Origin of the sequence: Pistricoccus aurantiacus, from assembly GCF_007954585.1 — a bacterium.
GTDB classification, from domain to species: domain Bacteria; phylum Pseudomonadota; class Gammaproteobacteria; order Pseudomonadales; family Halomonadaceae; genus Pistricoccus; species Pistricoccus aurantiacus.
This window is the reverse complement of record NZ_CP042382.1, coordinates 107,802-120,263: the sequence shown is the minus strand read 5'-3', so window position 1 is coordinate 120,263 and position 12,462 is coordinate 107,802. Positions and strand designations below refer to the sequence as shown.

Below are 12,462 nucleotides of genomic sequence, written 5' to 3'. Positions count from 1 at the left end.
ATTCATTCGTTTTCCTCCAGCAGCCCCCTCCAGGGATCATCGATCAGGGGATCGCCAGTCTCTTCAGGTGGCGTTTGCGCATGGCCCCTCTGATCGGATGGAGTGCTTTTCGCCAGCACAGCAAGCACCGCTTCGCGTTTATCCTGAGGTATCAGCATCAACTCGGCGTTGAGGCCCTTGGCAACCAGTTCGAGCGTGTTCAAACGGGGATTGCCACTGGCTTCAAGCCGTTGGTACTGCTGCCGGGACATGCCCAGGCGCATCCGCATATCACTCTGCTTCAAGCCTAGCTGCAGACGGCGTGACTTTATCTGCTCGAGCAAGATCATGGATTATCAACTCATGTGTTGCTTTTTCACTGAATAGCAACACATTAGTTGCTATTTTTCGCATAAGCAACAGATGAGATGACAATTATTGAGAGAAAGATAAACTATGATATTCATACTGTCTTGACTCAATCTTATAAGGTGTAGCGCATAGAATGCCGATAAATAGCGGGAAACAGACAAAGAGAGTCTGGCATGGATCAGCTACCTGCAGGTCTTTATGAGCGGTTGCTGGATGAAGAGTTGGCACAGCATCTTGCCGCTCATCCGGAACTGAAACCGATACTGCGAGCGCTCGACGATGAGACTGCACCCCATGTATACGCTCAATTTGTCGGCCAATTGCTCGTCCAGGCGCTGCGCATCTCGAATGTCGATCAGCGAATTCCGCTCCTGAATCGTCTTATCGAGCTATTGGCTGCTACCGATGGTCTTGAGTATCTGACTCGCAAGCGTCTGCTCAGCGTCAATAAGCCGGTAATGACGTCGATAGGCGCTGATGCCGGAAAGCTTGCGCGTCCACAGACGCCGCTTGCCACTAGTGCGCTGCTGACCGGTCTTGGTCACGATCCGCCCCTGGAGCACGAACTGCGTGCAGAAATGGCGACCGCAGATGGAGTCGATATCCTGGTCTCCTTTATCAAGTGGTCAGGGCTTCGTCTGCTGATGCCGGCTTTCGAGCATCTTGCCGAACGTGGCGTACCGATACGCCTTATCTCGACCAGCTATATGGGAGCCAGCGATCCGGCAGCGCTGGAGTGGTTGGCAGGCCAATCCAACGTCACCGTGCGCGTGTCCTACGACACTGGCGGCACTCGGCTGCATGCCAAGGCCTATCACTTCCTGCGCGACAGCGGCTATTCCACTGCCTATATAGGCTCGGCCAACATGTCGCATTCGGCAATGACTCAAGGCCTTGAATGGACGGTCAAGGCAACCGCTCAGGACATGGCGCATATCCTGGAACGCTTTGCCGCCGAGTTTTCCGCTTATTGGGAAAGCGATGAATTCGAGCCCTTTACTGAATGCGACTTCCGTCGCTTTCGGCAGGCAATTGCCGCGCACAAGGCGCGCGACAACAGCGGCGCTGCCTTCTTCGCGGAGATCACGCCGCGGCCGTTTCAACTGCGTATCCTTGAGGCTCTGGACGCGACTCGACAGCGCGGCTCCTATCGCAATCTGATTGTTGCTGCGACGGGGACGGGCAAGACGGTGATATCGGCACTGGATTATTGTCGTGTCTGCGAGCATAAACGTCGTAAAGTACCGCTGCTGTTTGTCGCTCATCGTCGCGAAATACTCGAACAGGCGCTGGCCTGCTTTCGCACGGTGCTACGCGATCAGAACTTCGGCGAGCTCTGGGTCGGGGGTCATGAGCCTGACGAATTTCGTTATCTGTTTGCTTCAATCCAGACCCTGAATCGACAGCGACCTTGGGTAAAACTGGGTAGTCAGCATTTTCATTATGTCATCGTCGATGAGGCGCACCATGGCGCTGCCAGCAGCTATCGGGAGTTTTTCGAAACGCTGCAGCCACTGTGGCTGCTTGGCCTGACTGCTACTCCGGAGCGTATGGATGGCAGCAGCATATTGCCGGATTTCGATGACGGGTTAGCCGCCGAGATTCGTCTGCCAGAGGCGCTGGAAGAAAAGCTGCTCTGTCCATTTCACTATTTCGGTATCAGCGACAGCATCGATCTCAGCGATGAGAGCTTGTGGCGCAATGGTCGCTATGATGTTGGCCAATTGGAGAATCTGCTGACCGGCGATGATTTCCGCGCTCGGCAGCGGGTGGACACCGTGCTTCAAGCGCTACGGCGCTATCAGCCAGACCTTTCGGAAGTGCGTGCGATCGGTTTTTGTGCGGGGGTACGCCACGCCCGGTACATGGCGAAGCAGTTTAATCAGGCAGGGCTACATGCATCGGTACTGTTAGGTGATACGCCTGCCGAGAGTCGCACCGAACGCATTCGTGAATTTCGTGAAGGCCGCTTGCCTTTTCTGTTCACTGTCGATGTGCTCAGTGAAGGGGTGGATGTTCCGGACATCAACCTGGTGATGTTTCTCAGGCCCACCGAAAGCCTGACAGTGTTTCTGCAGCAGCTGGGACGGGGGCTGCGTCACGCCCCGGGAAAGGAGTGTCTCACCGTCCTCGACTTCGTCGGCCAAACTCATCGTCGCTATCGGCTTGATACCCGATTTACCGCTTTGCTTTCCGGTCAACGCCAGCGTCTGGATCGTGAAGTCGAAGCGGACTTTCCGGGCCTTCCTCCAGGCTGCAGCATTCAGCTCGAACGGGTGGCGCGAGAGCGGGTGTTGGGTAAGATTCGTGAAGTTCTCGATAACCTCAACCATTTCATTCCGGAGACTATCCGCACCTGGTCGCAGGAAGTGAACCAGCCGCTAACCTTCGGCCGCTTCCTCGATGTCAGCGGACTCTCCCCCATACAGGTATTGTCTCGTCGCAGCTGGTCCGAGTGGAAGGCCATGGCACTTCGCCAGCCCATACCTAATGATGCGAATCTGGCTCAGGCGAGGAAGGCGTTACCGCGTATTGCACTGCGGACTGATCCGCAGCTGCTCGATGCCATCGAATCCATCGCCCAGGATTCCAGCGTCCATGAATCTCGTGGACGTTATAGCGAGAAACTGATGACAGCGCTTCATTATGTGTTGTGGGGGAAAAAGGGAGAGCTAGCCGGTGTGGCGAACCTCGAAGAGTCATTGTCGAAGTGGCAAGCCAATCCCAGCATTGCCTCGGATGCCGCAGAAATTGCCGCTTGGCGTCGGTCCCGGCAGACAGTTCCACTCAAGCGGATTGTATTACCGTTCGACTGTGGACTTTTGTTGCACGGTGCCTACGGCACAGCCGAGATCAAGGCGGCGCTGGGGTTAGCCAGTCTGGAAAAACCCGGTCCCATGGGGCAGGGCATGCTTCATGCCAAGCCTTTGAAAGCCTACGTGATGTTGGTCACCTTTCAGAAAGACGAGAGCGATTTCTCGCCTACGACGCGCTACCACGATTACCCGATCAGCCGTACGCTGCTGCATTGGGAAAGTCGTTCGACAGTGACTCAAGACAGTCCCACTGGCCAGGATTTTCTTCGCTTCCAAGAGTACGGCAATACCATTCTCTTCTTTGCCCGGATGCATAAGCGTATTGAAGGAGAGACGGCGCCTTTCATCTTTCTTGGCCCGGTCAAGGCGCTCAAGCATTATCAGGGGAACCGGCCGATACAAATGACCTGGGAGCTCGAGTATCCGATTCCGGCGGAGCTGTTCGAGCAGGCGCGGCCCGTATAGTATCTGACAGGCCCCAAGCGCACGAACATAATGCTTACGTTAAGGTTCACTCGAATGAGCGACGTTTCGGCAGCACTCTGTTTTCAAGGAGTCCTTACATGAGCCATTCTCTCAGCCGCTTCCCTGTTCCCGAAACCCTCGACGATCTGCCGGAGGATATTCGCGCCACCATCCTCGCCGTTCAAGAAAAGGCAGGCTTCGTGCCCAATGTCTTTCTGATGCTGGCGCATCGGCCGGAGGAGTTTCGCGCCTTCTTCGCCTATCACGACGCCATCATGGAGCGAGAATCCGATACCCTGACCAAGGCGGAAAAGGAGATGATCGTGGTGGCCACCAGCGCCCGCAATCGCTGTCTGTATTGCGTGGTGGCCCACGGGGCCCTGGTGCGCATTTACAGCAAGGACCCGCTGCTGGCGGATCAGGTGGCGATCAATCATCGCACCGCGCCGCTCAGCGAGCGCCATCGGGCCATGCTGGATTTCGCGCTGTATATCGGCACCCAGCAAGGCGAGCTGAACGATGACTGGCAAACTCGCCTGTTCGAGGCAGAGTTCACTCTGGACGATATCTGGGATATCGGCGCCGTGGCCGGCTTCTTCGGCATGTCCAACCGGCTGGTGAACCTTACCGGCACGCCGCCCAACGCGGAGTTCTATCTGATGGGCCGGATACCGAGAGAAAAATAAAGCGTTTATATCCTTTTGGCTGTTAGAGGAGATACCTGATGACCACACGCAGGACCTGGAGCGATTGGGCTGCCGGCCGTAAGGAAGCGTCGATCAGCGACTGGCTGCGCGAGACAAGCGAGCCGGACTGGTCCGCCACGGTGAATCATCCACTATTCGATGCCTTGGCCGAAGGGCGGCTTTTTGACGAGGTTTTCGCCGCCTATATGGTGCAGGACTATGGGTTCGTTGATCCTTTTACCGCGCTGATCGGCCATGCCATTGGTCGTGCTCCAAGTATGGAAGATCGCGTTGTGCTGGGTCGGTTCATGGGCATGCTGACCAGTGACGAGAACAGCGTATTCCTGCGTACCTTCGAGACCTTTGAAGTTTCGGAGCGGGCTCGCAGCACACCGAATTATCTGGAAGCCACCCAGGACTTTCGACGCCTTCTGCAAGATACCGGCATGCAGGGCAGCTATGCGGAGATACTGGCGGTATTGGTGGTCACGGAGTGGATTTACCTGGAATGGGCCACCCGGATCACCCGGGTTGATGGGCTACACCCGTTGCAAGGCGAGTGGATCGACCTACACGACAATCCTGACTTCAGAGCGTTCGTGAGCTGGCTGCGTCGGCGACTGCACGAAACGGCAATCGATCTCGACGACGAGGCCTTTACACGGATGGCCAGGCGCTTTCGAGAAACGGTAGCCAAGGAAAGAGCCTTCCACGATGCCGTGTATCCGGGTTGACCTCATTGATTGCTGAAGCATAGGGCAAGAGGTCAACGTGAATCATTGCCCGGCTGATCTTCCCTTAAGGGCATCCTTCTATCGCAGGCTTCCTACAAGTACTGGCTGAAAAACGCTGGGCGTGTTTCTTGGCTTCATTAAATGACATGGCAAGATCTGGTTTGAAGGCGTAAAACATCTTTATACTTGGATTATGGTTAGTCTGATGGGCGGAGAAAGAGGCCTCTACAGGTAGTTTTTCCTTTTATCCATCAAAAAAGTCTTTGGTTTGCAAGCTTTGAAGCTGCACGACCACCATCTAAAAAATGCTCCCGGGATCGTTTCATCGTTCTTAATATTCATAATTTTTAATATTTGATATTCTCCGTTGTTAACAAGAGTACCTTCATGAAACATTATCTTGTCTTATCGCTTTTCTCGATCGGAATTTTCCTGGTCAGTACGATGGCTCAGGCCGTCGAGGTGGGTGAGCGGCTTGCGCCTTGGACCCTGAAAGATCAGTTTGGCGACTCCGTAAATCTCGACGAGCAGACGAGTCTGCTGCTCGTCGCCAGCAGTCGCAAGGCGGCGGAAGTGATGGACGAGGCGTTAAAAGATAGTCCCGAGGGCTATCTGGAAGCGCGTAATACGCTTTATGTGGCGGATATTTCGCGCATACCCGGCCTGGTGGCCAAGCTCGTGCTGGTGCCGGCGATGCGTTCGGCCAACTATCGCGTCCTGCTCGACCGTGAAAGCCAAGTCGCGCCGCAGCATCTGGGCAACGGCGACACGGTGCTCTGGCTGGATCTCGACGACATGAAGGTACAGGAGCGTCGCGAATTCGAGTCCGCCGAGGCGCTGCGCCGGACGCTGGAGGAGTATCGATCATGAATCTGCTGATGAATACGCTGATCCTGCTGGCGACGGTGGCCGGTATGGAAGCCTTCGCCTGGTACGCGCATAAATACATCATGCACGGCTGGGGCTGGGGTTGGCATCGTTCCCACCACGAACCGCGAACGGGGTGGTTCGAGAAGAACGATCTCTACGCGGTGGTATTCGCCGGAATCGCCATTCTGCTGATCGCCCTGGGCACCGCGGGCTGGTATCCGCTGCAGTGGATAGGCGCCGGCATGACCTTGTACGGCGCGCTCTATTTCCTTGCCCACGATGGGCTGGTGCATCAGCGCTGGCCGTTTCGCTACGTACCACGCAAGGGCTACCTGAAGCGGCTGTATCAGGCCCATCGCATGCACCATGCGGTAAAGGGCAGGGAAGGCTGCGTGTCCTTCGGTTTCCTGGTGGCGCCGCCTATCGGCACTCTCAAGCGCCAACTGCGCGAGAAGCACGGCGGGCCCTTGAAAAACGCTCGCTAACGAGGCCGCTGCCAAAGCTGGTCCGGTCGCGGCTCCGGTGTTCGCCAGCGCGACGCCAGCGCCTGAGCTAGCCCGCCGGATAGCAGACGCGTTTTATCCATCTTGCTGGTAGAAATGCGTTTATCCCAGGCGCGAGCGCCTCGCGCTTTCACTTTCATGCCTATTTCCCGATAGACGCCCAAGGCGGTGGCGATGGCCCAGGCGCAGCGCGGCGAAAGCGCCGTCAGGCCGCCGTGAGCCGAGTCATAGTAGGGTTCCGCCGTATCAACTAGCCGCACAGCGAGTTTCGAAAGCGCTTCACGATGTTGAGGTGAAGCGATCTCTTCTTGTGGAATGCCGGCTTCCTCCAGCCACTGCTCCGGTAGGTAGCAGCGGCCTATTTCCGCGTCCTCGACGATATCCCTGGCAATATTGGTCAACTGAAAGGCCAGGCCCAGGTCGCAGGCTCGGTCCAGGGTCGCATCATCTTTCGCGCCCATGATCCAGGCCATCATCACTCCCACTACGCCGGCCACGTGGTAGCAATAGCTCAGGGTGTCGTCGAGCGTGATATAGCGCCGCTCCGCCACGTCCATGGCGAAGCCGTCCAGGTGTGCCAGGGGATGCCGCTCGGGGATCTCGTGTTCGAGGGCGACTTCCTGAAAGGCGGCGAAGGCCGGACTTTCCATGGGTTCTCCCGCATAGGCCTGGCGGGTCAAGCGACGAAGTTCTTCCAGGCGGGACTCGCTGGTTTGCAGTGACCTTGTCGATGTCTGAAAACCCAGCTGCTGATCGTCGATCACGTCGTCGCAGTGGCGACACCAGGCGTAAAGCATCAGGGCACTGCGCCGGGTCTGCGGATCGAACAATCTGGCGGCGGTGGCAAAACTCTTGGAACCGACGGCGATGGTCTGTGCAGCGTGTTGGCCCAGCTTATCCGTCATTGTGGCGTACCGTCATTGAGGCGTTCCAACATCAGGCCTGCGGTAGCCTTGGCGGATCCGATCACCCCGGGCACCCCGGCGCCGGGATGGGTGCCGGCGCCTACCATGTAAAGATTGCCGATCTTGGCGTCGCGGTTGTGAGGTCGGAACCAGGCGCTCTGGGTCAGAATCGGCTCCAAGGAAAAAGCGGAGCCCAGGTGGGCGTTGAGCTCCTCGCGAAAATCCAGCGGGGTGAAGTGCCGGCAGGTCACCAGGTGCTCCCGCAGCCCCGGGATGTAATGTCGTTCCAGGTAGTCGAGGATACGGTCACGATATATCGGGCCCTGGGTTTCCCAGTCGATTTTCGCCTTGCCCAGATGCGGTACCGGTGCCAGCACGTAATGAGCGCTGCAGCCTTCCGGCGCGAGACTCGGGTCGGTGACGCAGGGGGAATGCAGGTACAGGGAGAAGTCGTCCGCCAGGGTTTCCGCGTTGAAGATCTCGTCGATCAGCTCCTTGTAGCGGGGACCGAAGCAGACGGTGTGATGCTCCAGGCCCTGGGATGGCTTGTCGAGGCCGAAATAGATCACGAACAGCGACATGCTGAATCGCTTGCGGCTCAGCGATTTGGCTTGGCCGGCGCCACGGGTATGCTCACCCAGCAGCTTGGCATAGGTGTGCATCACGTCCGCGTTGGAGGCCAGCGTATCCGTCGGAAAGTGCCGGCCATCTCCCAGGGTGACGCCGCTCACCCGATCGCCCTCGGTTTCGATTCGCGCCACTTCCGCGTTCAGCTCAAGCCGCCCGCCGAGATCCTCGAACAGCTTGACCATGCCCTGCACCAAGGCGCCGGTGCCGCCCTTGGGAAACCACACCCCCCATTGGCGCTCCAGAGCATGAATCAAAGTATAGATGGAGGAGGTAGCGAAAGGGTTGCCCCCCACCAGCAGGGAATGAAAGGAGAAGGCCTGGCGCAGATGCGGGTCTTCGATGAACTTCGAGACCATGGAATAGACGCTGCGCCAGGCCTGAAGCCTGGCCAGCTGCGGGCCGGCGGAAAGCATGTCGCGAAAGGAGAGAAATGGCACGGCGCCGAGCTTGCGATAGCCTTCCTCGAAGACCGCCTTGGAATAGTCCAGGAAGCGCCGATAGCCCTCCACGTCCTTGGGATTGCGTTCGGCGATCTGCCGGTCCAGGGATTCCTGATCGTTGACGTAGTCGAAGGCCGGGGCGTCTTCCCAGCAGAGCCGGTAGAAGGGCGTGACCGGCAATAGCTCGACGTAATCCGAAAGGCGCCTGTCCGCCAGGGTGAAGAGCTCTTCCAAGGCGGACGGATCAGTGATCACCGTGGGGCCGGCGTCGAAGGTGAAACCCTTGTCTTCATAAACATAGGCGCGGCCGCCGGGCTTGTCGCGCTTTTCCAGCAGGGTGGTCTGGTAGCCGCCGGCCTGCAGACGAATCGCCAAGGCCAGGCCGCCGAAGCCGGCGCCGATGACCAGGGCGCGTTTGGGTTGGGTCATGAATGTTTTCCAAAAGGGGTGGATGCAATCCTTTGCGGCGAGTTCAGCCGAACCGCCTTGAGAGCCTCGCCCAGGGGCACCGGGGGCTTGCCCGTCAGGATGCGCGCCTTGTCGGCCCAGGTCAGACGCCCGGCGTAGAAGCGCTCGATCAGCGGCTCCCGCAGACCGTAGAAGCGCTGCATGACCTGCCAGCGCCGGTCCGGGCGGCCGGCCATGAACAACATGCGATTGAGCAGGCGAAAGTAGCCTTGGCGCCGCCATTCCTGTGCGGCGAAGGCGTGGATGGCCTGGAACAGGGATTTCGCGCCGAGATTTTCGAGGCTCGCGATATGCTCCGCCAAGCGTACCGCATGAGGTAGCGAGTAGCCGGTGGTCGGGTGGAAAAGCCCCGCCCGCAGGCCGCTTCTGGGCTGACCCTGGGCGTCTCGCCAGAAGGCGTAAAAATCTCCCGCCAGGGTGATCGGCAGCACGCCGTTTTCCTCCCGCAGCGTTTCGGCAACCCTCCAGCCGTGATCTCGCGCATAGGCGTCGATGTGCTTCCGCAGTTTCGTGGCGTCATCCGCCGGCCGGTCCACGTAGTGGGTATCCTCGATCAGCAGGGTATCCCGGCTGAAGGGCAGCACATAGACGAAACGGTAGCCGTCGCCCTGGGGAACGCTGGCGTCCATGATGATCGGTTCCTGCAGGCCGTGGGGCCGTTCCAGTCGCACTTCCCGGCCGAGAAACGCCTGATAGCCCAGGGTCAGATGCTGACTTTCCTTGGGCCCGCGGCCATCGATCACCGCCGGCGCCTGCAGGATGCGGCCGTCTTCGAGCTCCACGGACTCGGGGGATAGGCTTGCCACCGGCGTATCGACCCAGAGGTTTTTCCCGAGAGCTTCTTTCAAGGCTCCGGCGAAATCCGTGGAAAAAATACTGGCGTAGCCGCCGCTCAACAGGCGTTTGCGGTCCGGAAAGATCACTCGATGGCGGGGCCAGCGACAGCCCACCAGGGACGCCAGCCAGGCATGCTGGGCCTTTGACAGATCGCCGTCGTGAAACGACCAGGTGTGATTGCCGCCGGGCTGGCTTTCGCTTTCCAGCATCAGCAGGCGCAGTTCCGGGCGTGCCTGTTTCAGCCGCAGTGCGATCAGGCCGTTGGCCAGGCCGCCGCCTACCAGGATCAGATCCGGCGCTTTCATGCCAGGCTCTCGTGGGCAGATGCATGAGGTGAAATCGCCGGGTCGCCGTCGATGACCTTCTCAACGATAGTCGCCGCTCGGGGCACGCCACCGGCGGCCTTGACCTCGTCGCTCAGGCGCTCCAAGGGGTGGGCGAAGCGGGAATAGGTCAACAGCGTTTCGAGCTTGTCGCTCAAGGCACGCTGATTCGAGAAACGCGCCGAGGCCTTGAGGCCTACCCCGGCGTGGACCACCCGCGCCGCTACCCCGGGCTGATCGAAGGCCAGCGGCAAAACGAGGATGGGGGTATGAGCGAGCAGGGCATCCATCACCGTATTCAGGCCGCCGTGGGAAACCACCGCGTTGGCTCGGGCCAGAGCGGCGCGCTGGGGTACGAAATCCCGCACCCAGGTCGCGCCTTCACGTTCGAGTACTTGTTCTTGATTGGAATTCAAGCCGCCGCAGTGGGCCAGCAGCAGCTGTACTTCGATACGTCGGCAGGCCCGGGCGATACGTCGAAAAACACCGAAGCGATGACCCTGAAGCGTGCCGAGAGAAGCGAAGACCAGCGGACGATCCTGGGCGATGGGAATGGCCAGATCGGGTTCTTCCGTCGGCGCCGCTCGCAGCGGCCCCACATGATAGAAATCTTTCGGCAAGGCGCGACGGGGAAAGTCGAAACCGCTTACCGTCTGACTGATCTGGGCATAAGGCGACAGGCATTCATGCAGACCTTCTCGCGGAGACAGCCCGAAGGCGGCGGCGTGGCGAGCGACGACGCGACGAAGGGGGTTCATCAGGTCGTCATAGACTCGCTCGCTGCCCGCGTAAATTCGCTGGCGCCGCGGGTCGTCCTGATAGCTCATGGGCATCACCGGCAGCGGCAGCCCGGGTTCGCGATTGATCGGCAGCGCGCAGGCCACGGAAATATAAGGCAGTCCCATTGCCTCGCCGACCAGCCCGCCGGCGGCTTCCATCTGATCGCAAAGCAGAGCATCGATCTGGAGCGTCTCGATTGCCTTGGGGGCTTCTCGACAAAGCATCTCCGTGGTGCGGCTCATGTCCTGGATCAGCCGCTTGAGCCCCAGCGGGCCGCCGGGGTTGGCGGCCAGGCGCAGGGTTTCGTCCAGGGAGCCCGGGGGATGGCTTGATTCTCCTAGCGGCTGAAAGCCGATTCGCGAGTCGCTTAGCCAGCGGCTAGCCTCCGGCTGATGCAGGAACGTCACCCGGTGGCCGCGTTCGATCAGTTCACAGGCCAGTGCCTGCAGGGCACTGAAATGACTTGGTAGGGCAGGGGCGATCACGCCGATATGCTTAGCCATGGGGTTCTTCCATGAGTTCGCCTGGAGTTTTGTTGAATCCTGTCTCGATGAGCGGCGCCTGGCGCAGCGCCGCCAGATCCAAGCTGCCGGTGCAGAAGCAGGCGATGCGCAGCTGCTGGATGACAGTTTCGAAGTGCTCGATCACCGCCTGGCTGGACGCCGTGGCGCTATGGAGCACCGCGGCGGCCTGGCCCACCAGATCCGCCCCTAGCCGTATTGCCTTGGCGGCGTCCACGCCGTCGCGAATGCCGCCGGAAGCGATCAGGGGAGTATCCGGCAGCGCCTGGCGCACCGTCTGGATAGCCTGGGCGGTAGGAATTCCCCAGCCGGCGAAGGCCATGGCGATCTTGCGCTGCGTCTCGCTTGTGGCGCGCTCCGCTTCTACCGCGGCCCAACTGGTGCCGCCGGCGCCGGCCACGTCGATCACCGAGACTCCTTCCTCCATCAGCGCTCGGGCGATCGCGGGGGAGATGCCCGCGCCCACTTCCTTGACCACCACCGGTACCTCGAGCACCTTGACCAGGGCGCCGATCGCCTGGCGCACGCCTCGCCAGTCACGGTCGCCGCCGCCTTGCACCGCTTCCTGCAAGGGGTTGATATGCACGATCAAGGCGTCCGCCTCGATCATCTCCACCGCGCGGCGCGCCCAGTCGAGGCCTTCGCGCTCCCGCAGCTGTCCCGCGCCGATATTGCCGAGCAGAGGAATATCGGGAGCGACCTGCCGTAACTCCCGAGTCAGACCGTGATCGTTGCCGGATTGCAGCGCAATTCTCTGAGAGCCGATAGCCAGGGCGATGCCCAGATGCTGAGCCGCTTCCGCTAGATGCCGGTTGATGGTTTTGGCTCGGGCCGCGCCGCCGGTCATGGAACTGATCAAAAATGGCGCGCTCAATGGCTTATGGAAAAGTCGAGTGCTTAGATCGATATCGTCCAGATGCAGCTGTGGCAAGGCGCAGTGAGCGAAGCGATAATCGGCGAAACCCGTGGCCGTCGGCGCGTCGGCGCGGCGAGCGTCCAGCACGATATCGAGATGATCGTTCTTGCGTTTCACCAGGTCGTCACTCGCCATGTTGCGCTCCTGCCAGGAAAATACATTAAATTGCCATCGTACAAGATACTATCTAAAGTTATGCAAACATTGTACGAAACGC

At 59.5% G+C, this 12,462-nt stretch carries 11 protein-coding genes; 5 read left to right on the top strand and 6 right to left on the bottom strand.

Annotation, left to right across the window (positions count from 1 at the left end):
* Positions 1-2: 2 nt before the first annotated feature.
* On the bottom strand, positions 3-329 hold the full coding sequence (locus FGL86_RS00550; protein WP_147182773.1) for a helix-turn-helix transcriptional regulator: 327 nt from the start codon (positions 327-329) through the stop codon (positions 3-5).
* Positions 330-524: 195 nt separating this feature from the next.
* Between FGL86_RS00550 and FGL86_RS00545 the strand changes: the two genes are divergently transcribed.
* The 5 genes from FGL86_RS00545 (at position 525) to FGL86_RS00525 (ending at position 6,407) form a co-directional block, all read left to right on the top strand.
* Positions 525-3,632 carry a DEAD/DEAH box helicase gene (locus FGL86_RS00545; protein WP_147182772.1) on the top strand — a complete coding sequence of 1,036 codons (3,108 nt, stop codon included), beginning with the start codon at positions 525-527 and terminating at the stop codon, positions 3,630-3,632.
* A gap of 98 nt (positions 3,633-3,730) precedes the next feature.
* Complete coding sequence (locus FGL86_RS00540; RefSeq protein WP_147182771.1) at positions 3,731-4,318, top strand: peroxidase-related enzyme; 588 nt, start codon at positions 3,731-3,733, stop codon at positions 4,316-4,318.
* Between the two features lie 38 nt (positions 4,319-4,356).
* On the top strand, positions 4,357-5,052 hold the full coding sequence (locus tag FGL86_RS00535) for a TenA family protein (RefSeq protein WP_147182770.1): 696 nt from the start codon (positions 4,357-4,359) through the stop codon (positions 5,050-5,052).
* 387 nt (positions 5,053-5,439) lie between these two features.
* Complete coding sequence (locus tag FGL86_RS00530; protein ID WP_147182769.1) at positions 5,440-5,922, top strand: FAD/FMN-containing dehydrogenase; 483 nt, start codon at positions 5,440-5,442, stop codon at positions 5,920-5,922.
* Positions 5,919-6,407 (top strand): sterol desaturase family protein, encoded by a 489-nt coding sequence (locus FGL86_RS00525; protein WP_147182768.1) that lies wholly within the window; start codon positions 5,919-5,921, stop codon positions 6,405-6,407. Before FGL86_RS00530 ends, FGL86_RS00525 begins: the two co-directional genes overlap by 4 nt.
* Here FGL86_RS00525 and crtB read toward each other — a convergent pair.
* From crtB to fni, 5 genes are read right to left on the bottom strand one after another with little or no spacing between them, the layout of a single operon-like run.
* Positions 6,404-7,330 (bottom strand): 15-cis-phytoene synthase CrtB, encoded by a 927-nt coding sequence (gene crtB / locus FGL86_RS00520; protein WP_147182767.1) that lies wholly within the window; start codon positions 7,328-7,330, stop codon positions 6,404-6,406. The genes FGL86_RS00525 and crtB overlap by 4 nt on opposite strands.
* Positions 7,327-8,829: a phytoene desaturase gene (locus tag FGL86_RS00515; RefSeq protein ID WP_147182766.1), complete on the bottom strand. Its 1,503-nt coding sequence runs from the start codon at positions 8,827-8,829 to the stop codon at positions 7,327-7,329. Before FGL86_RS00515 ends, crtB begins: the two co-directional genes overlap by 4 nt.
* The gene (gene crtY, locus FGL86_RS00510) at positions 8,826-10,010 is read right to left on the bottom strand and encodes a lycopene beta-cyclase CrtY (protein WP_147182765.1); all 1,185 of its coding nucleotides are present in this window, start codon (positions 10,008-10,010) and stop codon (positions 8,826-8,828) included. The genes FGL86_RS00515 and crtY overlap by 4 nt, the downstream gene beginning before the upstream one ends.
* Positions 10,007-11,311: a glycosyltransferase gene (locus FGL86_RS00505; protein WP_147182764.1), complete on the bottom strand. Its 1,305-nt coding sequence runs from the start codon at positions 11,309-11,311 to the stop codon at positions 10,007-10,009. The genes crtY and FGL86_RS00505 overlap by 4 nt, the downstream gene beginning before the upstream one ends.
* Complete coding sequence (gene fni, locus FGL86_RS00500) at positions 11,304-12,380, bottom strand: type 2 isopentenyl-diphosphate Delta-isomerase (protein ID WP_147182763.1); 1,077 nt, start codon at positions 12,378-12,380, stop codon at positions 11,304-11,306. The genes FGL86_RS00505 and fni overlap by 8 nt, the downstream gene beginning before the upstream one ends.
* Positions 12,381-12,462 lie beyond the last annotated feature (82 nt).

What these genes read in the sequence shown, in the direction of transcription:
- FGL86_RS00550 (WP_147182773.1), bottom strand. Translation starts at nt 329, where the DNA reads ATGATCTTGCTCGAGCAGATAAAGTCACGCCGTCTGCAGCTAGGCTTG.
- FGL86_RS00545 (WP_147182772.1), top strand. Translation starts at nt 525, where the DNA reads ATGGATCAGCTACCTGCAGGTCTTTATGAGCGGTTGCTGGATGAAGAG.
- FGL86_RS00540 (WP_147182771.1), top strand. Translation starts at nt 3,731, where the DNA reads ATGAGCCATTCTCTCAGCCGCTTCCCTGTTCCCGAAACCCTCGACGAT.
- FGL86_RS00535 (WP_147182770.1), top strand. Translation starts at nt 4,357, where the DNA reads ATGACCACACGCAGGACCTGGAGCGATTGGGCTGCCGGCCGTAAGGAA.
- FGL86_RS00530 (WP_147182769.1), top strand. Translation starts at nt 5,440, where the DNA reads ATGAAACATTATCTTGTCTTATCGCTTTTCTCGATCGGAATTTTCCTG.
- FGL86_RS00525 (WP_147182768.1), top strand. Translation starts at nt 5,919, where the DNA reads ATGAATCTGCTGATGAATACGCTGATCCTGCTGGCGACGGTGGCCGGT.
- crtB (WP_147182767.1), bottom strand. Translation starts at nt 7,330, where the DNA reads ATGACGGATAAGCTGGGCCAACACGCTGCACAGACCATCGCCGTCGGT.
- FGL86_RS00515 (WP_147182766.1), bottom strand. Translation starts at nt 8,829, where the DNA reads ATGACCCAACCCAAACGCGCCCTGGTCATCGGCGCCGGCTTCGGCGGC.
- crtY (WP_147182765.1), bottom strand. Translation starts at nt 10,010, where the DNA reads ATGAAAGCGCCGGATCTGATCCTGGTAGGCGGCGGCCTGGCCAACGGC.
- FGL86_RS00505 (WP_147182764.1), bottom strand. Translation starts at nt 11,311, where the DNA reads ATGGCTAAGCATATCGGCGTGATCGCCCCTGCCCTACCAAGTCATTTC.
- fni (WP_147182763.1), bottom strand. Translation starts at nt 12,380, where the DNA reads ATGGCGAGTGACGACCTGGTGAAACGCAAGAACGATCATCTCGATATC.